This window comes from Chryseobacterium sp. SN22 (assembly GCF_008329705.1).
GTDB lineage: Bacteria > Bacteroidota > Bacteroidia > Flavobacteriales > Weeksellaceae > Chryseobacterium.
The window spans coordinates 163,840-188,085 of sequence record NZ_VTSX01000006.1 but is presented as its reverse complement, the minus strand read 5'-3'; the positions used below and the strand labels follow the sequence as shown (position 1 = coordinate 188,085).

Sequence of the window (24,246 nt, the reverse complement as noted above, 5' to 3'; positions counted from 1 at the left end):
CTATTTTCGGAGTGATATTCAGACCTGCAGACCTTACTTTTTCACGGAATTCCATTAAAACCCGGTCATCCTTTACTCTGAAAGCCACGTGGTGATTGGTTCCTGCTGCATTTCTGCCTGTTTGGATGTTATCGTTCTCGATGATATCAACGAGATTGGCCGTTTCAATGGCATCAGTTGATAAACGGTACCTTTCACCTTCCTGTTTCTGCAGATCATATCCGAAAATATCAGTTAAAACCTTAATCGTCGGGTCGGCTTTTTTCAATGTTAAAGTGATATTGTGAAAACCCTTCAAGGCATTTTCGTCTTTGATATCATCGGTTGTCCATACTTTTCTGTCGTCCGTTGTTGAAGGCTCGATAAACTGAATCTGTAAACCGTCGGGATCCCGGAATGAAATCAGTTGTTCACCAAAAATTTCCCCTTCTTCAAAACTTACATTGAACTGCTGAAATCTGTTCTTCCAAAACGCCAGGCTTCCTTTCGGGACAGAATATCCGATATGGGTTGCCAAACCTGAACCATTCGTCCCTTTCCCGATGCCTTCCCAAGGAAAGAACGTTAAAATCGTTCCCGGGGTTCCTTCTTCGTTCCCGAAATAAAAGTGATACGTTCCCGGATCATCAAAGTTAACGGTTTTCTTTACCAATCTCAGTCCTAAAACCTGAGTATAAAAAGCTAAATTTCTATTCGCATTGTCTGCAATTGCTGTAATGTGGTGCAGTCCTAATATTCGGTTTTCCATTTTGTTTTAATTTTTATACGACAAATTTATGGCAGCAAGAATTCCTGCACATTGAACTAGTTTAATAAATGATGGTATGGATTAAAATTAATATGGCAAGCACGCCATACTTTCATTACTATACAGATGCTATTTCTCCGGAGGGATAAAACAGTAAATATATTCCGCTTTAATGAGGCCGGCAATTAATCTTAAAAGAATTTTATCAAAGTATATAAAGAGATTCATTCTATTAAGCCGAGAATCAAAGCAGTTATGTTTATCTGGCCATGAAAAACTGTAATGATACAAGAAATAAGTTGATTTATTTCAATCATTAATTATATTTTATTATATAAAAAAAAAAATAAAAGCCCTGAAAAACAATAACTTAAACAGAATAATTAAAAATATTTACAAAAAGTCTACTTTTTTAGTGGACTAAAATAAATTTATGCCTTATCTTTGCCACCGTAATCAGGACATAAAATAAAATGAAGTCAGTTTTCAAAAATCCATCCATTAGAAAGCATACCATCAATATGATGATGTATTGCTGTATGCCTGACATACAGAATTGCGGTGGTTGACCTTACTTTTATATGACATATTTTTAAAGGCTTTACCACGTTGTAAAGCCTTTTTTATTTTAACGAGAACAGGATCAAAAAATGATAGAAATCAAGAATATTTCAAAAACCTTTCATCAGAAAAAGCAGTCTTTCAAAGCTCTGGATGATATAAGCCTGAGTGTTGAGCAGGGTGATATTGTAGGCATCATCGGGTTTTCGGGTGCAGGGAAAAGCACCCTCATCCGGACGGTGAACCTGCTGGAAAAGCCTGACCGGGGCCAAATAATCATTAACGGAAAAGATTTTACGAAGTTGAATTCCCGGCAGCTGGCCAAAGAACGCAAAAAGATCGGGATGATTTTCCAGCATTTCAACCTGCTGTCTTCCCGGACGGTTTTTGAAAATATTGCGCTCCCCCTGGAGCTTGACCGTGCTGACCAAACCGCTATTCATCAAAAAGTCAATGAACTTCTGAAGATCGTAGGCCTGGAAGATAAAGCCCAGGATTATCCCAAAAGCCTTTCGGGCGGGCAGAAACAAAGGGTGGCCATTGCAAGGGCCCTAGCCAATGATCCCTATCTCCTGCTCTGTGATGAGGCCACGAGCGCGCTGGATCCGGCAACCACGCAATCGATCCTGCAGCTGCTGAGGGATATCAACCAAAGGCTGGGCATCACGATCCTGCTGATTACCCATGAAATGGAAGTCATTAAATCCGTCTGCAACCATGTTGCTGTAATCGACAAAGGAAAACTCTTAATTAAAGGAAGCCTGACAGAGATTGTCTCCAACAAGAAACATCCGATTATCAAACAATTTTTAAACTCCGGTATTATGACCATACCCCAAGAACTGAATAAAAAAATACAGAAAGAACCGCAGGCAGGCCTGTTCCCGCTTGTTGAAGTTGAACTGAATGAACATATTTCCGTTGAAGATCTGCTTTCCATCGTGTATGAAAAGTATAAAATCCCATACAAGCTCCTGAAAGCCGATGTAGAGTATCTCGGGGATTCCAATTTCGGAAAACTGCTGCTGCAGCTTCAGGGTGAAGAAGAGAAAAACCAGCAGGCCATCTATTATTTCAACCAGAATAAAATTCAAAATACAATAAGAGGCTATGCTTAGTGAAACGGTAATTTCCCTTTTGTCGAAGGGAGTTTGGGAGACAGTTTTTATGACTTTTGTGTCGGGATTTTTCGGTTTTGTATTAGGTCTTCCGGTGGGAATCCTGCTGTTTTTAACGAGAAAAGGGCAACTGCTGGAAAATACCATCTACAACAGGATCTTGTCTGTTCTGGTGAATATTTTCAGGTCTATTCCTTTCATTATCCTGATCGTGTGGATGATTCCTTTTACCAGAAGCCTGGTCGGGACTTCTATCGGAATGAATGCTGCGCTGGTTCCTTTAAGCATCGGCGCCGCTCCGTTTATTGCAAGACTTGTCGAAAACAGCCTGCTGGAAGTTCCCAATGGACTGATTGAAACCGCAAGGGCACTGGGTGCCACACCTCTTCAGATTATCCGGAAAATCCTGTTGCCGGAAGCTTTGCCTTCCCTCATCAATAATGCTACGATTACCCTGATTACCCTGGTCGGTTATTCGGCGATGGGAGGTGCCGTGGGAGCCGGCGGTCTGGGGCAGATCGGGTATCAGTACGGGTACATCGGGTATGATGCCGTGATTATGAACCTTGTACTCGGGTTGCTGGTAGCGCTTGTCTTTATCATTCAGTTCTCGGGAGACCGTCTGGCCAAGCGGTTTGACCACCGTTGAGGGTGAGGTTGGAGCTTTTGTGGGTTGAGGAGTTAAGAGTATGTGGGTATAAGGGTTTTTGTGTATAAAGAATCGATATAAATTAGTAAGTGTGTGAGCGCTTTGAAATAGTGTGAATGTGAAATGGTATGGTGGTCCGGAGATCCGGCCACCGACCGGCGGAAAAGGAACCCACAAAGGTGAAGCCCAATTTATTAAAGAACCTTTCCTTTTTCGCCTTTTAAGTATGAAAAATAATTAACAATGAAAAAAATAACGATTTTAAGTTTTTTAGCAGTGTTTCTGCTGTTGTTTTCAGCCTGTAATTCCTCAAAGAAAGATGACCCGAATTTTATCCGCGTCGGCATCACTTCGGGGCCGGAACAGGAAATTGCCGAGGCCGCTAAAAAAGTAGCCAAAGAAAAGTACAATCTTGAGGTGGAGCTGGTGGCTTTCAACGATTATGTGGTCCCCAACGAAGCACTGAATAACGGGGATATCGATGCGAATGCCTTTCAGCATGTTCCGTATCTAACGGAGCAGTCGAAACAAAGGGGTTATAAACTCGCGGTAGTCGGAAATACTTTTGTCTACCCGATCGTGGCCTACTCCAAAAAGATAAAAAACATCAGCGAGCTTCAGAACGGAAGTACGGTGGTGATCCCTAATGATCCTACCAACGGCGGCCGGTCTCTCCTTTTACTGCAGAAAAACGGCTTGCTGAAATTACGCGACGGCATCGGTTTGCTGCCCAAGGTGACGGATATTGCCGACAACCCGAAACAGCTGAAAATCCTGGAAATCGAGGCCCCTCAACTGCCACGAGTGCTGGACGATAAAGAAGTAGTGATCGCCATCATCAATAATAATTTTGCCGCCCAGGCCGGACTGGATGCCGATAAGCAGGGCATTTTCAAAGAAGATAAAGAATCACCGTACATGAATGTCATTGTCTCCAGAGAAGATAATAAAACCTCGGAGAAAGTGAAGAATTTTGTAAAAGCCTACGAATCGGATGCCGTTGCTAAAAAAGCGGAAGAGATTTTTAAAGGCGGCGCCGTGAAAGGATGGTGATCGGAGCATTAATGAATAGTACATGTAATTTTTTATTTTATTAAAACTATTTACTTGGAAAATATTATGTTTATTCCGTACAGACAGGCTTTCGCCTGTCTGCTTTTTTAGGGCATACAGGTTTATTTCAGCGTCTGGTTGTGTTCATGAGATTTTATCCTTTTCTTTTTTAACAGGATTCTATTCTATTCTATTCTATTCTATTCTATTCTATTCTATTCTATTCTATTCTATTCTATTCTATTCTATTCTATTCTATCGTAAGGCATTTCTTCGGCACTCCCAATTTCTTTAAAAAACTGGATTTTAATTTATAAAAATGAGCTGGTCATTAATAACCATTTATTTAAATATTTATTTTCTCAATTTGAGACTATAAATATTTTTGCTATTTTTGTTACCAATCAAAAAAGGATTTTATGTTAAAGAAAACCGCCATTGTAAGTTTATTTACACTTATTTCTGCTTCTTATATGGCTCAAGATACAACACTTCCTGTTTATTTGGATGAAACAAAACCTGTCGAGCAGCGTGTTCAGGACGCGCTGTCCAGAATGACCCTGGAGGAAAAAGTAGCGATGCTCCATGCGCAATCGAAATTCAGTTCGCCGGGAGTTCCGAGACTGGGGATTCCTGAATTCTGGACGACCGACGGCCCGCACGGGGTACGCCCGGAGGTAATGTGGGACGAATGGAACCAGGCGGGGTGGACCAACGATTCCATTATTGCCTATCCTGCCCTTACGGCGCTTTCTGCAACGTGGAACAAAAAAATGTCATGGAATTACGGGAAAGCACTCGGCGAGGAAGCGCGCTACCGAAAAAAAGATATCCTTCTGGGGCCGGGCGTGAATATTTACCGTACCCCGCTGAACGGAAGAAATTTCGAATATATGGGTGAAGATCCGTATTTAACTTCAAAAATGGTGGTTCCTTACATCAAAGGCGTACAGTCGAATGGCGTGGCGACTTCGGTAAAGCATTTTGCCCTGAACAATCAGGAGATGTTCCGCCATACGAGCAATGTGAAAGTGGATGACCGGACATTGTATGAAATCTACCTGCCTCCTTTTAAAGCTGCGGTTACCGAAGGCGATTCCTGGACGATCATGGGCGCTTACGACATGTATAAAGGCCAGTATGCCAGCCAGAACCAATATCTTTTAAACGATATTCTAAAAGGCGAATGGAAATACAAAGGCGTTGTGGTTTCCGACTGGGGTGCCGTCAACAATACCGAACAGGCCATCCACAACGGGTTGGATCTTGAATTCGGAAGCTGGACCAACGGGCTTTCGGCCGGAACCAAAAATGCTTATGATAATTATTATTTGGCAAAACCTTACCTGGATTTAATTAAATCAGGAAAAGTAGGAACCAAAGAACTGGATGATAAAGTGACCCGGCTGCTGAACCTTGCTTATAAAACAACCATGAACCGTAACAAGCCGTTCGGGAATATTGTTTCGGAAGAGCACAAAGCAGTCGCCAAAGAAATCGGGGAAGAAGGAATTGTATTGCTGAAAAATCAGGGGAATGTACTGCCTATTGATCTCAGTAAAGCCAAAAGAATTGCGGTGATCGGAGAAAATGCCATCAAGATCATGACGGTCGGCGGCGGGTCTTCTTCATTAAAAGTAGAATATGAAACCCTCCCGCTGGACGGTATCAGGAGCCGGTTTGGAAAACAGTCGGAAGTACAGTATGCCCGTGGTTACGTGGGCGACATCGGCGGCGAATATAACGGGGTAAAATCCGGACAGGACCTGAAAGATACCCGCTCTCCGCAGGAACTGCTGAATGAAGCGGTGGAACTGGCCAAAAAATCCGATTATGTGATTTTCGTAGGCGGACTGAACAAAGCGGACTTCCAGGACAGCGAAGGAAACGACCGTAAAAGTTACGGATTGCCTTACAACCAGGATAACGTCATCTCAGCTCTTGCCAAAGCCAATAAAAACCTGGCGGTGGTTCTGGTTTCAGGAAACGCTGTAGCGATGCCGTGGATCAAAGAGGTTCCGACCGTGGTTCAGGCCTGGTACCTGGGTTCCGAAGCCGGAAATTCCATTGCTTCGGTTCTTGCCGGCGATGCAAACCCGTCGGGAAAACTGCCGTTCACTTTCCCGGTGAAGCTGGAAGACAATTCGGCCCATCAGCTGGGAGAATATCCGGGAAATAAGGAAGAATTGGCTGCTGACAAAGGCAAAGACCAGAAAAATCCGATTAACATTACTTATAATGAAGGGATCCTGGTAGGTTACCGTTGGCATGACACCAAAAAGATCAAGCCTTTGTTCAGTTTCGGTCATGGGTTGAGCTATACCACTTTCGAGTTCGGAAAGGCTAAAGCCGATAAGAAAACGATGTCCCAGGATGACACCATCACTTTTACGGTTTCGGTAAAAAATACAGGAACAAGACCTGGTGCAGAAGTCGCCCAGCTGTACATTTCAGATCCGAAGGCTTCGGTACAGAGACCTGCCAAAGAGCTGAAAGGTTTCGAAAAGGTATATTTAAATCCCGGAGAACAGAAAGAAGTCAGTTTCACCATCGACAAAACGGCTTTAAGTTTCTTCGATGCCCAGAAACACGATTGGGTAGCAGAGCCGGGAGATTTTGAAGCACAGATCGGAAATTCATCGGATGCCATCAAAACAAAGGTGAAGTTTACCCTGAAGTAATTTTTACTTATATATATTTCTAAAACGTAGATACCCGGGCTTTTGTCCGGGTATTTTGTTTGGTAATGGTAATAGGCCGAATCTATATTATTAATAAACTAAATCCGGATACCCCCGATTAACGGGCTGGATGAGGGAAGCCTCAAGCTGGAAGTTTCCAGTCATCATTACAGTCAGTCACCTCAAGTATCAGGTGGTATTGCCTTAATACTATTTCAAAGAACACCGAAAATTTTAGCCCCGATTGCAACGGCATCCTTTTTTGTTGCGGGTGGAGCAAAGCGGAGGCTGTGACAAAAAAGATATAGTGGAAAGCGGGAAACAGCTCCTGATAAAAGTTCAAAGAGATTTAAGAAAGGTAAATCAGGCTACGTTCCTTTAATTAACCTCCACCATCAGTTCCTTTTCATAGCCATTATACTTTTCAGTGATATAGCCGTGCGGATTGCAGATGATTTCCGTACTTCCGATTTTGTATCTTTTCGGTGTATGGATATGGCCGTGGATCCAGTACAGTGGCTGGTGTTCGAAAATAAAATCCTCAAGGTCCGAAGCATAGGCCGACGTTAACGGATCTTCTTTAAAAGTCTCGGGAACCGACTGAAGGCTCGGGGAATGGTGGGTGACGACGATATTGGTAAGGTCTTTTGAGCTTTCCAGGCTTTCTTTCAGCCACAACCGGGAGAACTGATAAATCTTAAAGATGTCGATGGAACGCATTTTCGAGTAGGACGGATCGCGCCGGATCTGCCTGTAATCGTTCATCCCGTTCTGGCAGACAAACCCGTAATACCGCGGATCACCGAATATCGAAAAATCGGTCCATAAAGTAGCTCCGTGAAAACGGACGCCGTCTATATCCACCGAATCATTTTCCAGCACGTAAATATTGGAATTCTTTGCAGCTTCTTTTATTTTATTGAGGGTTTTCGGATAAGAGCCTTTGTAATATTCGTGGTTGCCGAGAACATAAATAACCGGTTTATCCGGAATTTCCGCCTGGATCCATTCGATTCCTTTGGTTCCCACGTTCACATCGCCTGCCAGAACCACTACGTCCGCCCTATCGAATGAAAGGCCGGTGGCGCCGAATTCCTGGTGAAGGTCGCTGATGATCTGTATTTTCATGAATAGAGGTTTGAATGCTGGATCAACTGCAAAAATAGCAAAAGACCATTACCTTTATCATAAAACCGTACGATTGATTGAAATTCTACAAAGTTTAAAATATCTGATTTTCTCCGGTGTGACCAAAAATATTTTCAAACCATTAAAATTCTCTCCGTGCTTTAGGGGTCTAAAACAAAAGAACCGGCACATTGCACCGGTTACGGATCAATATAATCTAGCTAAAGGAAAATAATTTATGAAACAGCCATTTCTTCTTCTTTCTGTCGGATCCTGAAGTTCCTGATGATCAGGTAAAACAGCATGCCTAAAGCAAAAACAGCGTATCCGATGAGAATGACAATACTTAAATCCCCCACCGCCATTGCGGAAGGAAAAACCTGGCTCATCAGGGTCATGAAGGACAAGCCCAACCCGGCACCCAGGAAATAACTGGTAGAACCTAAGCTGGCCGCCACGCCGTAATCCGAGGCGTTAACATCCTGAATCCCCAACACGGATAATGCCGTAAAGCAGAAGGTCATCCCGATTCCTGAAATACAGGCTGCTCCCGACAAAACCAGCGGCAGCGGATGGCCCGAATGTACGGAGATCAGTAACAGGACGGCTCCGGTCAGCATAAACACCCATCCGAAAATTCCCATCTGTGCCGGATTCAATCTTTTGGATACATGAGGCAAAACAAACTTCGCCACCAATGCAGACATAATGCTGAACGGCACAAGCATCAATCCGGCAGAAGCGGCACTGTTCCCCATATCTTTCTGCAGCATCAGGGAAATCAGGAATAAAAACCCGATGAAAAATGCCCCTAACGCGACAAATGCAAAATTGGAAACCGTTAATGAAGTATGCCGGAATATATTAATATCGATCAAAGGTTCAGGAGCCGATTTCAGACGGTATACCACAAGCATCAACAGTACAGCTGCCAAGAGTAAAGATCCTGCAATGATGAAAGGCTGTTCCCGGATGTGGATCAATTCATGCGCTCCATAAGTCAGACTCAATAATCCGAGCACCAGCAATATGCCGGACAGCAGGTCGGTTTTTTGCGCCGCCGCCTTTTCACCTTTCGGAAGGAACCGGTAAGCGAAGATCAAGGTAACCAGCAAAACCGGAACATTGATCAGGAATACCCAATGCCAGCTCAGATAAGTGCTGATGATCCCTCCCAGCGACAGCCCGCTCCCCGACCCGATGGCAGCGAATGAGCTGAAAATTCCGATAGCGCGGCTCCTCTCCCGCTCTTCCCTGAAGGTATGGGTAACAACCGACATGGCCGAAGGCATGATAAGAGCGGCCCCTAATCCCTGCAGAGCCCTGAAAACAGCCAGCGTTTCAAAGCTTGTCGACAAACCGGCTCCCAAGGAAGTCAGCATAAAGATCAGCGAGCCCCAGAGAAAGATTTTCCGGTGCCCGATCCGGTCGGAAAGCTTTCCGCCGATGATCAGGAAACCGCCGAAGAACAGTACGTAAAGCGTCTGCAGCCACTGCACGGTCTCCGCACCGATTCCGAATTGCTCCTGGATGGAAGGGATTGTCAGGTTGATTATGGCAATATCCAGTGCTTCTACAAATGTTCCCGCCGATGCGATCATCAGGATCAGGTTCTTTCTCTCCATATTTTTCAATTATGCTGCAAAATTAAAATTAACAGGACGATTGTCAAAATTATATATTAAATTTGGAACGTATTTCAATCTACAAACTTTTTAAAAGGACATATACTCTTTTATCATCTTTCTAATCGTTAAAAACAGAACAAATGGCCACGGAAAATTACACCCCTGATGAAAAAGACCTCTCGATCCTCCGGATTTTACAGAAAGATGCCAAGCTGAGCGTCCGTGACATTGCGGCCCGGATCAGCCTCAGCCCCACGCCTACCCACGAACGGATCAGGAGAATGGAAAAGCTGGGCATCATTAAGGAATATACGACTGTGGTCGACCGGAAAAAGGTGAATAAAGGAATGATGGTGATCTGCATGATCGCCCTGAATGTCCACAACAAAAAAACAGCGGGAAAATTCATCGAAGAAGTCGGCCGGCTGAAGGAAGTGGTGGAATTTTACAACATCAGCGGCGATTTCGATTTTATGCTGAAAATCCTTGCTCCGAATATGGATGAATTTCATGAATTCTTCGTCAACAAATTATCCGAAATTGAAGGCATCGGCCAGACCAAAAGTATCTTCGTGATGAACAGCATTAAAGAGAGTTCGCAGATTCTCTAATCAGGTTAAGCAATAATCAGGCGGTAATGGTTTTATTGATTCGGATAAAATCAGTAAATTGAATGATCTAAAACCATCCCATTATGCCCTGGAATCCTGAAGTCTACAATCAGTTTAAAAACATCCGCTTCAAACCCTTCTTTGACCTTGCAGACCTAATCTTGGATCACAAAGACCTGAAAGCCATCGATCTTGGCTGCGGAACCGGCGAACAGACGGCGATCCTCGCTGAAAAATTCCCGAAATCCGTTTTTACCGGAATCGACTCTTCCCCGGAAATGCTGGCCAAAGCGGAAAGCCTGCAGCATGAACGACTGCATTTCAGGCAGATGACGACAGAAAAAGTTCTGGAAAGCAATGAACATTGGGACCTTATTTTCAGCAATGCGGCATTGCAATGGTCGGATCGGCACCAGGAATTATTCCCGAAATTAATTTCAAAACTGAATCCGGACGGACAGCTGGCGGTACAGATGCCCTATCAGCCGGGGAACTTCCTCAACCGGATTTTATCCGATCTGGCTTCAGAAGAGCCGTTTAAGACTCAATTGAACCATTGGAACCTTCATTCTCCGGTTTTAAATCTTGATGAATACGTACAGATCCTTTTTGAGAACGGCTTAAAAGATTTAAATGTATTCCAGAAAGTATATCCTATCATTGCTGAAGATCATGATACCTTGTTCAATTTTATCTCCGGCTCCGCTTTGATCCCTTATCTGGAAAGATTAACCGAAGATCAGCAAAAGGTGTTCACTACCGAATTCAAAAGCAGAATTGCAAGAGCATTCCCGAAACTCCCGGCGGTGTATTCTTTTAAAAGGATCCTGATGTATGGGCGGCGGGGATAGACCCATTTTCAACATAAAGGTTCCATCCTGTCAGTGAATTAATATGAAAGAATCTATCCGACGATGCAAAATTTAACCAAGTCCAGTTTTTCAATATAAAGTTTTTATTCATCATACTTAATTAAACCCCTGCCGGAACTCTACCGGCGACTGATTCGTTTTGCTTTTGAAGAGTTTGCTGAAAGACTGCGAATGCTCGAAGCCGAGCTGATAGGCAATTTCACTGACGGAAAGGCTGGTGGCAGAGAGTTTTTCCTTGGCTTTTTCGATGAGCTTTTCGTGGATGTGCTGCTGGGTACTCTGGCCGGTGAGGACTTTCAGCAGGCCGCTTAAATATTTCGGGGAAACACCGAGCGCTTCGGCAACGGATTTCACCGACGGCAGCCCTTTGGAGATCAGGTCGTCGCTGTTAAAATACGCCGAAAGCAGGTTGTCAAGGCGCCCCAGGATTTCGTGGCTGGATTTCTCGCGGGTGATGAACTGGCGGTGATAAAACCGTTCCGAATAATGCAGCAGGGTTTCGATCTGCGAAACAATGATCTGCTTGCTGAATGCGTCGATCACCGAATGGTACTCCTGCTCAATAGTGCGGATAATGGCATTCAGCATTTCTTTTTCCTTTTCCGAGAGAAAGAGGGCCTCGTTGACCGAATAATCGAAAAACTCATACCGGCCGGTCATATTGGCCAGCGGCGTATTCCACAGGAAATCGGGATGGATCATCAGCATCCAGCCGGAACGTTCGGCATTGGGATTTTTCTCTGCCTCGATCCGGAAGACCTGCTGCGGCGCCATGAAAAACATCAGGCCTTCATCAAAATCATAATCCTGCTGGCCATACCTGAATTTCGTCATCATTCCCCTCTTCATGCTGATCTGGTAAAAATCCAGTACCCAGCTGATTTCGCCGATGCCTTCGGAATGCACGATTTTTGAGTAATCGATAATGCTGATCAGCGGATGTTCCGGCGGTGGAAATCCGCGCAGCCGGTGAAATTCGCTGATGGTTTTTATTCTTTGGATAGGTCGCTGTTCCATGATTCGAAGGTACGGTTTATTGTTTAATGGTTTTAACACTTTGGTCCTTATGTGATTTACATTTAGCTGAAAAATTTCACCACAAAAGGTTTGACACATGAGAAACATAAAATTTAATTTTTTAGTGGCTGAGCGGAGCCGAAGTCCGGATATTTTAGATCACAGAAGAAGAAATCAAGATTTTTATACTCCATTATCGAAACCATCGGTGGCTGAGCGGAGCCGAATCCATACTGCCACCCGTAAGATTCGACGTAGAAATCTACACGCGAATCTTTCTACGCTTTTCTCTGATACGATGTTGTGATCACTATGGGATGACAAAGGGCCGTTGCAATTTTTACATACTCCATAAATTAAAGGAAAACCGGTGGCTGAGGTTACTCGAAGCTACTCCATCATGGGGCTCAAACAGGTTCAGTCTCCAGCGAATCAGCAAGTTTAAATACTTTTTTAAAATCTACGATTTTTTATCTTATGTGTTCTAAAATATGCATTGTTTCTTAAATTCTCTCTGTATCTAATGTGTTAAAATAAATTTTTCCGAAATAAAAGGTGGCTGAGCGGAGTCGAAGCCACCGGTTGTCGTTAATTAAAATAGTTTTCTTTCATATCTTCCAGCAGGCCTGGCCGCACCGGTTCCCAGTTCAGGGCTTCCCGGGTACGGGTCCCTGTAGCGGCACCTTCAAAAGAAAGGAAACGGCTGAGCCAGTCGAAATGTTTTTCCAGCTCTTCCCCTGAGAGCGCCTGCACCGGAAGATTCAGGTTTTCACCGATTAGTGCTGCGATTTCCCGGAGCGGAATGGAAGAATCACCGACCGCATTGTATACAGCACCCGCCGCTCCTTTTTCTACAGCCAGCCGAAAGAGACGGGCAGCATCCAGGCGGTGGACGGCCGACCAGTTTTTTTCTTCCGCGGGATAAGCCGACATCCCGTTTTTGCGGGCCTGACTGATTATAAACGGTACAAAGCCTTTATCCCCTTTGTCATGAACTGACGGCGGAAGACGGATCACCGAAATGTTGATACCTTCCTCTGCCAAAGCGAGAGCTGTAGTTTCGGATTTCCTCAGTGAATTGTCCGCCAGGCTTTCTTCGGTAATAAACCCGTTGATCACCGGAAGGTTCAGCAGTCCTGCTGTTACAACCATCGGTTTTCCGCTTTCCTTTACCGCTTCGGCCATGGTCCGGATCGCGGTCTGGTCGACTTCACCGGCTTTGTGGTATTGGGAAAAATCATGGATAAAGGCGGTATGGATAATGCCGTCTGCCTGGGAAGCCCCCTGCCTTAAAATATCCAGATCTTCCAGGCCTCCTGATAATACTTCAGCGCCTGCATTACGTATGGCGGTGGATGATTCTTCCGAACGGGCCAGCCCGATGACCTGATGGCCGGCACCGATTAATTCCTGAACAACGGCCGAACCGACGAAGCCCGAAGCTCCTGTAACAAATACTTTCATTTTAATTGTTTTTGATGAAGCAAAGGTCAGAAATTCATCCCGCATCCGTGTAGCCGATTGTCATGATCCTGTAGCCGAAATTCTTTACCAGGGAAATCAATCGTTCATTGTTTTTGAGAGAACAAAATGAACCGGAAATCCTTCGACGAGGCTCAGGATGACAATATTTAAGTGATGAATTAAATTAAAGTGACTGATTAAACAGCATTTTTATTAAATGGAGCTATTAACGTTCTACATAATCCTTCAACGGGACTTAGGATGACAAATAATTTAAGTGATGAATAAATTAAAGTGATTGGTTAAACAGCATTGATTATTAAATAGAGCCGTTGACGCCATACATAATCCTTCGACGCGGCTCAGGATAACAGCATCAATATTCTTTACATATCTTTCGGAATTTCTGTAAATCCTAAACTTATTTTAATTAAACCAGCAATTGCCGCAGATCTTCACAGATAATGGTGGCTTCGGGTAACCTCAGTCACCGGTAATTGCCGTTTCTTTAAATCACAGAATATAAAAATTAAAGATTTGCCTCATGGTTTATTTATAGCATTAAAGGATTTTGCAAACATCTCTGAATTTTTAAAAGCCTTTGTACGCTTATGCGTTTTGTATTCAACTTTATGATGCAGTATGAATATCTTTTGCCGCTTTTGCGGTTTAAATCATACCAGCATATTCAGCACATCAGGGTTATCATTAAGGTAGGATTCGAAATAGCCGAGCTGCTGCATTCTTGATTTCAGTCCCCCGAAGCCGGCAGGATCGGAAAGTTCAATCCCGACGATGGCCAGCGCCGTTTCCCTGGAATTTTTCTTGGTATATTCGAAATGGGTGATGTCATCGTCGGCACCCAGGACGTTCAGCACAAAATCTTTCAGGGCACCCGGCCGCTGCGGGAACTTTACCATAAAGTAATGCTTCAGCCCTTTGTAGAGCAGCGCGCGCTCTTTGATTTCCTCCATCCGGGTGATATCGTTGTTGCTGCCGCTTACGATGCAGACGACCGTTTTTCCCCGGATCTGATCCCGGTAATGGTCCAGTGCTGAAATCGACAAAGCACCGGCCGGTTCCAGTACGATAGCATCCTTATTATACAGCTGGAGGATAGTATCACAGATCCGGCCTTCGTCCACGGCGATACAGTCGGCCAGCGCATGCCTGCAGATCTCGAAATTCAGATCCCCTACCCTTTTTACCGCAGCACCATCTACGAAATTATCGACTTCGGACAGTTCCGTATTGAGATTATTCCTGATGGATACTTTCATCGAAGACGCTCCTTTCGGTTCCGCACCGATCAGCAGGGTATCCGGGGAAAGGGTTTTAAATACCGTTGCGATTCCCGCAGCAAGGCCGCCCCCGCCGATCGGAATGAATACGAAATCCGCCGGTTGCTTTTGCTGCTCCAGGATTTCCAGTGCCAGCGTAGCCTGTCCCTCGATAATCTGGACATCGTCAAAGGGATGGATAAAGGCGGCTCCTGAAGCGGCGGCAAAATCCAGAGCTGCACTTTTGGCGGCATCAAATGTATCCCCTGCCAGGCGGATGTCAATGGTATTCCCGCCGAACATTTCCACCTGCTCCAGCTTCTGCCTGGGAGTCGTCACCGGCATAAAGATCGTCCCTCTGATGCCCAGCTGCCGGCAGGAAAAAGCAACGCCCTGGGCATGGTTTCCTGCACTTGCACAGACAATCCCGTTCCTGGTTTTCCCTTCAAGGAACAGACTGTTGATTTTGTTGTAGGCACCGCGCAGTTTATACGAGCGCACCGGCTGCTGGTCTTCCCTTTTAAGAAAAATACGGGCGCCAAACTTTTCGGATAACCTTCTGCTGTGCTGTAAAGGCGTATAATGCACAACACTTTCTATGCTTTTCCGGGCTTTTTTCACCGCTTCCAGGGTAGGCAATATCAGCGTTTCACTCATGATCTTTCAATTTAAACAGTTCTGATCGATTTCATGGCCGTCATGGCCTGGCGGAGCTTCCGGCCCACCACTTCTACCGGATGGTTCCTCAATACTTCATTCACATGTACCAATCGGGCATTGTCGACCGCGTGGTCTTTTCCTTCATTAAAATCCTTTCCGGCCACATCGGTATCCATTTTTTTCATAAAGTCGGCCAACAGCGGTTTACAGGCCTGATCGAAAAGGTAACAGCCGTATTCCGCCGTATCGGAAATCACCCGGTTCATTTCAAACAGTTTTTTCCGGGCAATGGTATTGGCGATCAATGGGGCTTCATGGAGCGATTCATAATAAGCGGATTCCGGTTTTATGCCTGCTTCTACCATTGTTTCATAAGCCAGCTCTACCCCGGCCCTGATGAAGGCTGACATCAGCAGGTAATGGTCGAAATATTCCTGCTCGGGGATTCGTACATCTCCGGCCGGCGTCTTTTCAAAAGCCGTTCCGCCGGTTTCCGCACGCCATTTCAAAAGGTTGGCATCACCGTTGGCCCAGTCTTCCATCATGGTTTTGGAAAATTCACCTGAAATGATGTCGTCCTGATGTTTCTGAAACAGCGGACGCATAATTTCTTTCAGTTCTTCCGACAGTTCAAAAGCCTTTACCTTGGCCGGATTAGACAGCCGGTCGAGCATCCCGCTTACCCCGCCATGCTTCAGGGCTTCAGTAATTACCTCGACACCGTACTGCACCAGTTTGGAAGCATATCCCGGATCGATTCCTTTCTCGACCATCTTATCGAAGGAAAGGATAGATCCGGTCTGCAGCAGTCCGCACAGGATCGTCTGCTCTCCCATAAGATCGGATTTCACTTCCGCTACGAAAGACGATTTTAAAACCCCGGCTTTATGACCGCCGGTTGCAGCACAGTAGGCTTTGGCTTCGGCCCAGCCTTTTTCCTGAGGATCATTTTCGGGATGCACGGCAATCAGCGTTGGAACCCCGAATCCTCTCAGGTATTCGGCACGGACCTCGAAGCCCGGACATTTCGGGGCAACCATAATGACGGTAAGATCTTTACGAATCTGCATGCCTTCCTCCACAATATTGAAACCGTGGGAGTATGACAACGTGGCGCCTTCTTTCATTAATGGCTGAACGGCGTTGATCACGGCAGTATGCTGTTTGTCCGGCGTCAGGTTGATCACCAGATCCGCTGTGGGAATCAGTGCTTCGTACGTTCCGGTATTGAAATTATTTTCGGTTGCGTTTTTCCAGGAATCCCTTTTCTGATCGATGGCTTCCTGACGCAAAGCATAGGAAACATCCAGCCCGCTGTCCCGCAGGTTCAGCCCCTGGTTCAGCCCTTGGGCACCGCAGCCTACGATCACGATCTTTTTTCCTTTTAAAGCAGAAACGCCGTCGGAGAATTCCGAACGGTCCATAAATTCTGCCTGTCCCAACTGGTAAAGCTGTTCTCTGAGTGATAAGGTATTGAAATAATTTGCCATATGTAATAATGATTGATAAATAATAAATGATGATTGATTTTGGTGAACTCCATTTTGTCAAAGTTGAAATTTTTGACAAAATTTTTAATTTACATGGTAAAAACGTGGTCTCTTTGATCCAGATATTCGTTTTCGACAATATTCGGAGAGGGTTCGCGGTTTTCGAACTGCAGCACCTTTTCATGGATGCCCGCACTGTCTTTGATGATCGCGATTCTGGCCCCGCGTACAAACTCGATGAGCCCGTATTTGTTGAGCTCCTCGGTCAGGCGGTCTATTTCTTCGCGGTGTCCTGCGGTTTCGAAAACGATATAGTCCTGGCGGATCACTACCGTAGATGCACCGTACTGCCGGAGCAGCCTTTCCACATAGACTTTCTCGGTAACCACTTCGGCAGGAACCTTGTACATCGCCTGCTCCTGCCATACGATCTCGTCATCCGTATTAAAGTAGGCCTTCAGTACATCGATCTGCTTTTCCAGCTGGCGGCAGAGTTTTTTTACGACTTCTTCACTTTCGGTAATCACCAGGGTGAACCGGTGAATGCCTTCTACTTCCGAAGGCGAGGTATTCAGGCTTTCGATATTGATCTTCCGGCGGGAAAAGATCCCGGCAATCCTTCCAATGAGCCCGACCGAGTTTTCGGTATATAGGGTTATGGTAAATTCTTTTTTTTCCATGAATGATTGATTTAGGGTGAGGTCTAAGGCTAAGTTGAGGTTCAGACGTAAAATGTCCTGTTTTAACATTGGTCACCTGAATGTTCTTCACCTTCTTCATGCTGCCTTAACAGTTTGATTTTTTTTCTGATGGTTTTATTTTAAACGAATTTCCGAAACGGATGAACCCTGAGTGACCATCGGGAATACGTTGTTTTCTTTTCCGACCATCACTTCCAGAAGGTAAGGCCCATTATGATTAAGCATGGTTTCTACCGCATTTTTCAGGTCTTTTCTTTCTGAAATCTTCTGCCCTTCGATATAATATCCTTTTGCCACGGCAACAAAATCCGGGCTGGTGATGTTGACGAAGGAATAACGCTTTTCGTGGAAGAGCTGCTGCCACTGCCTTACCATGCCGAGGAATTCATTGTTGAGGATCAGGATCTTTACTTTGGCCCCGAACTGCATGAGGGTTCCCAGCTCCTGTAAAGTCATCTGGAATCCGCCGTCGCCGATAATGGCCACCACGGTTTTTTCCGGTGCCCCATACCATGCACCGATCGCTGCCGGCAAACCGAACCCCATGGTTCCCAAGCCGCCCGAGGTCACGCTGGATCTGGACCGGTTAAATTGGGCATACCGGCAGGAAACCATCTGGTGCTGCCCGACATCGGTCGTAATAATGGCATCGCCGTTTGTCAGCTCGTTCAGCACCCGGATGACTTCTCCCATGGTCATGGTACCGGTGACCGGATTCAGCTCATTCTGAATAACTTCTCTTACTTCTTCTTTTTCCAGTTCGCGGAACTGCTGCAGCCAGCCCGAATGGTCGATTTCCTGGAGACGTGCCGTGAGCATCGGAAGCGTTTTTTTACAGTTGCCCCAAACCGGAACGGTGGTCTTGACATTTTTATCGATTTCAGCGGGATCAATATCCAGATGGATGACCTTTGCCTGTTTTGCATATTTGTCGAGACGGCCCGTCACCCGGTCGTCGAAGCGCATGCCTACCGCAATCAGCACATCACATTCGTTGGTCATGACATTCGGGGCATAATTCCCGTGCATGCCCAGCATCCCGACATGCAGCCGGTGATCGGTAGGCAGCGCGCTTAATCCCATTACCGTTGCCGCTGCGGGAAGGTTCACTTTTTCAATAAACGCTTTGAATTCTTCCTCCGCTTTTCCGAGGATCACGCCCTGGCCAAATACCACAAACGGCTTTTTCGCCTGATTGATCAGTTCCGCTGCGCGTTTGATATATTCATTTCTGATTTCCGGCTCCGGGCGGTAGCTCCGGATGTGGCTGCATTTTTTATATCCTGCGTAGTCAAACAGCTGCAGCTGTGCATTTTTGGTAATATCAATCAGAACCGGGCCGGGCCGGCCGGTCGCAGCAATATGGAAAGCTTTGGCAATGGCTTCCGGAATTTCCGTGGCATCGGTCACCTGGTAATTCCATTTGGTAACCGGTGTAGTGATGTTGATGACATCGGTTTCCTGGAATGCATCGGTTCCCAGCAGGGAAGCAAACACCTGGCCGGTAATACAGACCACCGGGTTGCTGTCGATCATTGCATCGGCAAGACCGGTTACCAGGTTGGTTGCTCCCGGGCCGCTGGTAGCAAAGACAACTCCTGTTTTTCCCGACGTCCGGGCAAATCCCTGGGCGGCGTGTATAGCGCCCTGTTCGTGACGGACCAGAATATGTTTCAGCCTTTCGGAATAATCGTACAATGCGTCATAGATGGGCATAATGGCCCCGCCGGGATACCCGAAAACCGTCTCCACATTTTCTGCCAGCAAAGCTTCCAAAAGAGCCCGGGAACCGGATAGTTCGATCGTTTCCTGTTCCATAGCTTCATTATTTTCTGTTTTCGATAGGGTTGTATTCATTTTTTGTTGTTTTAAACTGTAAATAGTCAGGCCATCCCAGAGGCTGACGAAAGCTGATCTGATCTGGCTGTTGATTTTTAAGGTAAATCCAGGTATTCCATTTAAAAGTTAAAAACAATACTTCGCTGTTTTTCCTGGATTTTATTAAAAAAAAGTATAGAGGGGATGACAGGGAGAAACTTCCGGCATACCGGCTCCCTCTTTTAGCCTAACCTCATTCTTAAAATTTACAAATCCGTAACGCAGCCCTGCGAGGCATCTGCTACCGATTTTGCGTATTTGTAAAGGATTCCTTTTTTCACTTTGTAATCCGGCTGCTGAAATTCTGCTTTTCTCCAGGCAACCTCCTCCTCAGACAACAGCGCGTTGATGGTGTTTTTCTCAGCATCAAGCTCAATGATATCACCGTCCTCAATCAGTCCGATCAGTCCGCCGCAGAAGGCTTCGGGGGTGATGTGTCCCACGACAAAACCGTGGGTCCCTCCTGAAAAGCGGCCGTCTGTAATCAGGGCTACCTTTTTTCCCAACCCGGTGCCCATCAGTGCAGAGGTCGGCTTCAGCATTTCCGGCATTCCGGGCGCTCCTTTCGGACCTTCGTTTTTAATGACCACTACATTTCCTTCCCGGATTTTACCGTTTTCGATTCCTTTGATGAATTCTTTTTCACCATCAAACACAATTGCTGTTCCCCGGAAGTAACTTCCTTCTTTTCCGGTAATTTTCGCCACCGAACCTTTTTCGGCCAGGTTTCCGTACATGATCCGGATATGCCCGGTCTCCTTGATCGGATTTTTAATATCCCGGATAATGTTCTGTTCCCTGTCGATGATCGACGTTACAGGATCCAGGTTTTCCGCCACTGTTTTACCGGTGACCGTAAGGCAGTCGCCGTGAAGAAGTCCCAGATCCAACAGGTATTTCATCACCGCCGGGACACCGCCAACGTGATGTAGGTCTTCCATCAGGTATTTTCCGCTAGGCTTCAGATCGGCCAGGAACGGTGTTTTGTCACTGATCCGCTGAAAATCGTCCAGGGTAAGGTCATATCCGACCGCTTTGGCAATGGCGATAAAATGGAGTACGGCATTGGTGCTGCCGCCTAAGATCATGATCAGCCGGAGGGCATTTTCAAAGGCTTTCGGGGTCATAATATCCGATGGCTTGATGTCTTTTTCCAGCAGGATTTTTATGTAATGCCCGGCAAAACGGCATTCTTCTTTTTTCTCCCGGCTCAGGGCAGGATATGATGAAGAATACGGGAGGCTCATCCCCAACGCTTCAATGGCAGAAGCCATGGTATTGGCCGTATACATTCCTCCGCAAGCCCCGGCACTCGGACAGGAATTCCGGATCACGCCCTGAAAATCCTCTTCGGAGATCCTGCCGGCAATTTTATTTCCCAATGCTTCAAAAGCGGAAACGATATTCAGATCCTCGCCTTTGTAATGGCCCGGAGCGATGCTGCCGCCATAGACCATGATGGAAGGACGGTCCAGCCTGGCCATAGCGATCAGGGAACCCGGCATGTTTTTGTCGCAGCCGGGCACTGTGATCAGCCCGTCATAATACTGTCCTGCGCAAACGGTTTCAATAGAATCGGCAATGATGTCGCGGCTTACCAGAGAATACCGCATCCCATCCGTTCCGTTGGTCATCCCATCGCTGATCCCGATGGTATGAAACATCAACCCCACCAGATCCTGATCTTTAACGCCTGCCTTTACCATTTCGGCAAGTCTGTTAAGGTGCATATTGCAGGTATTTCCGTCGTACCCCATGCTGGCGATCCCGATCTGCGCCTTATCAAAATCTTCTTTCTGAAAGCCGATTCCGTAGAACATGGCCTGGGTGGCAGGCTGCGTCGGATCTTTCGTCAGGGTTCTTGAGTATTTGTTCAGTTCTGTATTACACATATTGCGGTTGGGTTTTCAGGTAAGTATAATCTTCTTCAAGCACCAGATGTCGGTAAGCCCGCTGTACTTTTGACGAAAGGCTGTTTTCCCAATCCAGCCTGAAAGGAATATCGTCGAGAGAGTCCAGGGCAACGATCTCGGCGGCAGTTCCGCAAAAAAATCCGGCATCGGCCCCCTGCATTTCTTCCGGTGTAAAGAATTTTTCCTCGGTGGGAATTCCCAGTTCCTGACAGATCTGCAGGACAGTAGCCCGGGTGATGCCGGGAAGGATATTTCCTTTGGCCGGCGTAAAAAGCGTACCGTCTTTTTCAAAGAAAACATTGGCGCCGGAACTTTCCGCTACATTTCCGTTTTCATCCAAAACCAGGGCTTCATCAAAGCCTTTGTCTTTGGCTTCCTGGCAGGCCAGAATAGAATTTACATAATGACCGCTTACTTTAGCCTCTACTTTAAATGCTTTGGGATTCGGACGTTGGAAGGAAGACGTCATGATCCTCATTTTGTTGGCCAGATAACCGTTGTCCCAGTTCCAGGCTTCGATGACGAGGTAGCTTTTCCGGCCTTTTGAAAGCGCCATATTCGGTGAACAGATGACAATGGGACGGATATAGGCATTCTCCAGCTTATTCATTTCCAGAAGTTTGTAGGTTGCCTCTACCATCGCTTCCGTAGAATAACTGAACGGTATCATCATCGCTTCCGCAGATCTCCTCAACCGGTCATAATGTTCTTCTGCTTTGAAAATCCTGGCTCCCTCTGCGGTTTTATAAGATTTAATCCCTTCAAACACCGCATAGCCATAATGTAAGGACTGCCCGTATAAATCGGTTTTTGCGTCTTTTGCTTTCATATACGCTCCATCGAAAAAGAGAACACTGTCATCATTGTAATACATACTGTACTGTTTTTTATATTATATTTTAGAATTCAGGAATAAAAAAAAACCATTCTCATGATGAGAATGGTTTGTGTTATCTGGTTTGAACAAATTATCACGAGCCATTACTCATCACCGGCAGTCCGATAATAATAGAAATGACAATAATGATAATTGAGTTGTTCATTTTTTTATTTAATGGTACAAATGTATAATTAATTTCAGTAAAAGATATCTATTTATCAGAAATTATTCGTTTAAGCTGATCAAATATTATAAAAAACTTATATTATTTACGATATTCATTAATTAACCAGAAGATTCTAAATGGTTGATTTTCAAACGATGGAACTGATAAAAACTACGATGCCTGAAAGTTGACTGATGAGATGTATTTATGGAGGGATTCTTTGTAAAAAATTGATTTACTATCCAATTTGCCTAACCGTTTATTGATATTTGAATGGAATAAGGACATATCTTTATCTATTATTTTTAATAATAAATCTTGGTATTATCAATTCTGAGGATATTTAATTTTTCCATTTTCTTTACCGTACGGATAAGGGTTTCCACCCGCATTCCGGTAAGGGACGCCAGCTGATATCTGGTGAAAGGAACCAGGAAGCTGTATTTTTCGTTATAGCCGAAATAGCTTTTCAGATGGTCAAGAAGCTTCTGGATCCTAATCTGCGGATCGAGAATGGCCAGGAAAGAAGAAATTACGTAGCGGAAATGCAGACGTTCTGCGCTGTACCGGCTGACTTTAAAAAAAATCTGCGGCTGCTGATGAATCAGATTAAGATATTTTTTTTTATCCAGTTTAAATACCTTACAATCTGTAACAGCAATGGCATTTACAGCATACCGTTTATCGGTAAGCAGATAAGTCTCGCCAAAACAATGGCCTTCGTACGGGAAACCGTGAACGAATTCTTTACCGTCTTCAAAAAAATTATTCAGCTTTACTACGCCCGTCCGTATCTGAAAATAATACTGTGACAGACCGCCCTCTTTAAAAATAAGTTCATCCTGCGCAAAATCCTGCAGAACTGCTCCTTGTTCAAATAAAATTTCTTCAGATATAATCATACAGTGATTATTGTTGTATTTTTAGGTAAAATTAAAAAAAATACCTAATATTTCATGCTTATGCAAGCAAATTAATAGTATTAAGAATAAAAAGCCAATCATAATCATTAAATTTTGAACCAAACTAAACGTGTGCAGGAATATTATAAAAAAATAACGCCATCGTCATCTTTCATTCCGTGATCTGCATGCAGAGCCTGATTTGCAAAACATATTGATTATAAGTTAATTCAGTGGTTTTACCACTGCTGAAATAAATAGATTGAAAAGTATTCCGGCCGGGTTTAACGGCATCTCCAGATTATCTGTTGAGCAGGAATATCAGTAACCGTATCCTTGATGGTAACTATAATCTGTTCTTTGGTATAGTTTTTACCGGAATTCCCGTAACTGTCTTTATATTCGCGCATTGCAAAGCCTTCTTTCAGCAGATCCTGATGAAACCGGTATACTTCTTCCTGATCATGGGTAACCAGGGAAATTGCCAGGCAATTCCGGGCGTTTATAAATACGGTAAGTACTTTAAAACGGCTGACCTCCCGGTCCGCAACGGCATATACCCGGTTGTCCGGGTCTTCCATATCTTTGTTTCTTTCCAGATTAAAATGTTCTGCCAGCTTGGTATCCAGATTCTGCAGAGAACCCGATGTCAGATGCCGGAGGTTATTAACGGTCAGCAGCTGAGCCGTTAATATTTTCCCGCAAACCATAAAAAATAATAATAAAGTTTTCATCTTCTATTTTCCCGCAAAAAAAGGGATTTAACGCAAATCATTTCATGACCGCAATCACAAATATACCCAGCCGGATCACTGATCAGGCAGATTACTCTGCTTACAAAAAATC

19 protein-coding genes are annotated in these 24,246 nt (G+C 45.1%); 6 read left to right on the top strand and 13 right to left on the bottom strand.

The genetic code is table 11. The features are described 5' to 3' along the window. On the bottom strand, positions 1 to 748 hold a 748-nt coding region (locus FY557_RS05810; protein ID WP_149246347.1), incomplete at its 3' end, for a VOC family protein. 650 nt (positions 749 to 1,398) lie between these two features. Here FY557_RS05810 and FY557_RS05805 point away from each other — a divergent pair. The 4 genes from FY557_RS05805 to FY557_RS05790 all read left to right on the top strand — a co-directional run bounded on the left by FY557_RS05805 (position 1,399) and on the right by FY557_RS05790 (position 6,810). Continuing rightward, the gene (locus tag FY557_RS05805) at positions 1,399 to 2,427 is read left to right on the top strand and encodes a methionine ABC transporter ATP-binding protein (protein WP_149246346.1); all 1,029 of its coding nucleotides are present in this window, start codon (positions 1,399 to 1,401) and stop codon (positions 2,425 to 2,427) included. Beyond that, the gene (gene metI / locus FY557_RS05800; protein ID WP_149246345.1) at positions 2,420 to 3,076 is read left to right on the top strand and encodes a methionine ABC transporter permease MetI; all 657 of its coding nucleotides are present in this window, start codon (positions 2,420 to 2,422) and stop codon (positions 3,074 to 3,076) included. The genes FY557_RS05805 and metI overlap by 8 nt, the downstream gene beginning before the upstream one ends. A 243-nt stretch (positions 3,077 to 3,319) precedes the next feature. Beyond that, entirely contained in the window at positions 3,320 to 4,129 is an 810-nt protein-coding gene (gene metQ / locus FY557_RS05795) for a methionine ABC transporter substrate-binding lipoprotein MetQ (RefSeq protein WP_149246344.1), read from the top strand. A 419-nt stretch (positions 4,130 to 4,548) separates the two neighbouring features. Beyond that, entirely contained in the window at positions 4,549 to 6,810 is a 2,262-nt protein-coding gene (locus tag FY557_RS05790; RefSeq protein ID WP_149246343.1) for a glycoside hydrolase family 3 C-terminal domain-containing protein, read from the top strand. Positions 6,811 to 7,188: 378 nt separating this feature from the next. Here the strand turns inward: FY557_RS05790 and FY557_RS05785 are convergent, their stop codons facing one another. Together FY557_RS05785 and FY557_RS05780 are read right to left on the bottom strand one after the other, a co-directional pair. Beyond that, positions 7,189 to 7,938 (bottom strand): metallophosphoesterase, encoded by a 750-nt coding sequence (locus FY557_RS05785; protein ID WP_149246342.1) that lies wholly within the window; start codon positions 7,936 to 7,938, stop codon positions 7,189 to 7,191. A 236-nt stretch (positions 7,939 to 8,174) separates the two neighbouring features. Continuing rightward, a complete protein-coding gene (locus FY557_RS05780) occupies positions 8,175 to 9,563 on the bottom strand; it encodes an MFS transporter (RefSeq protein ID WP_149246341.1) in 1,389 nt (462 codons plus the stop codon). Positions 9,564 to 9,706: 143 nt separating this feature from the next. Between FY557_RS05780 and FY557_RS05775 the strand changes: the two genes are divergently transcribed. Next, complete coding sequence (locus FY557_RS05775) at positions 9,707 to 10,177, top strand: Lrp/AsnC family transcriptional regulator (protein ID WP_149246340.1); 471 nt, start codon at positions 9,707 to 9,709, stop codon at positions 10,175 to 10,177. Positions 10,178 to 10,260: 83 nt separating this feature from the next. Next, entirely contained in the window at positions 10,261 to 11,028 is a 768-nt protein-coding gene (locus FY557_RS05770; protein ID WP_149246339.1) for a methyltransferase domain-containing protein, read from the top strand. A gap of 117 nt (positions 11,029 to 11,145) precedes the next feature. Here FY557_RS05770 and FY557_RS05765 read toward each other — a convergent pair whose 3' ends face one another. The 10 genes from FY557_RS05765 to FY557_RS05720 form a co-directional block, all read right to left on the bottom strand. Then, positions 11,146 to 12,066, bottom strand: coding sequence for a helix-turn-helix domain-containing protein (locus FY557_RS05765; RefSeq protein WP_149246338.1), 921 nt, complete (start codon positions 12,064 to 12,066; stop codon positions 11,146 to 11,148). A 588-nt stretch (positions 12,067 to 12,654) separates the two neighbouring features. Next, positions 12,655 to 13,530: an SDR family oxidoreductase gene (locus FY557_RS05760; RefSeq protein WP_149246337.1), complete on the bottom strand. Its 876-nt coding sequence runs from the start codon at positions 13,528 to 13,530 to the stop codon at positions 12,655 to 12,657. Positions 13,531 to 14,204: 674 nt separating this feature from the next. Next, the gene (gene ilvA / locus FY557_RS05755; protein WP_149246336.1) at positions 14,205 to 15,467 is read right to left on the bottom strand and encodes a threonine ammonia-lyase IlvA; all 1,263 of its coding nucleotides are present in this window, start codon (positions 15,465 to 15,467) and stop codon (positions 14,205 to 14,207) included. Between the two features lie 11 nt (positions 15,468 to 15,478). Continuing rightward, a complete protein-coding gene (ilvC, locus tag FY557_RS05750; RefSeq protein ID WP_149246335.1) occupies positions 15,479 to 16,960 on the bottom strand; it encodes a ketol-acid reductoisomerase in 1,482 nt (493 codons plus the stop codon). Positions 16,961 to 17,049: 89 nt separating this feature from the next. Next, on the bottom strand, positions 17,050 to 17,640 hold the full coding sequence (ilvN, locus tag FY557_RS05745) for an acetolactate synthase small subunit (RefSeq protein ID WP_149246334.1): 591 nt from the start codon (positions 17,638 to 17,640) through the stop codon (positions 17,050 to 17,052). A 135-nt stretch (positions 17,641 to 17,775) separates the two neighbouring features. Further along, on the bottom strand, positions 17,776 to 19,518 hold the full coding sequence (gene ilvB, locus FY557_RS05740) for a biosynthetic-type acetolactate synthase large subunit (RefSeq protein WP_149246333.1): 1,743 nt from the start codon (positions 19,516 to 19,518) through the stop codon (positions 17,776 to 17,778). 227 nt (positions 19,519 to 19,745) lie between these two features. After that, the gene (ilvD, locus tag FY557_RS05735; RefSeq protein ID WP_149246332.1) at positions 19,746 to 21,431 is read right to left on the bottom strand and encodes a dihydroxy-acid dehydratase; all 1,686 of its coding nucleotides are present in this window, start codon (positions 21,429 to 21,431) and stop codon (positions 19,746 to 19,748) included. Beyond that, positions 21,424 to 22,326: a branched-chain-amino-acid transaminase gene (gene ilvE / locus FY557_RS05730; protein ID WP_149246331.1), complete on the bottom strand. Its 903-nt coding sequence runs from the start codon at positions 22,324 to 22,326 to the stop codon at positions 21,424 to 21,426. The genes ilvD and ilvE overlap by 8 nt, the downstream gene beginning before the upstream one ends. Positions 22,327 to 22,803: 477 nt before the next feature. Next, a complete protein-coding gene (locus FY557_RS05725; RefSeq protein WP_149246330.1) occupies positions 22,804 to 23,400 on the bottom strand; it encodes a Crp/Fnr family transcriptional regulator in 597 nt (198 codons plus the stop codon). Positions 23,401 to 23,684: 284 nt separating this feature from the next. Then, entirely contained in the window at positions 23,685 to 24,134 is a 450-nt protein-coding gene (locus FY557_RS05720; RefSeq protein WP_149246329.1) for a hypothetical protein, read from the bottom strand. Between the last annotated feature and the right edge of the window lie 112 nt (positions 24,135 to 24,246).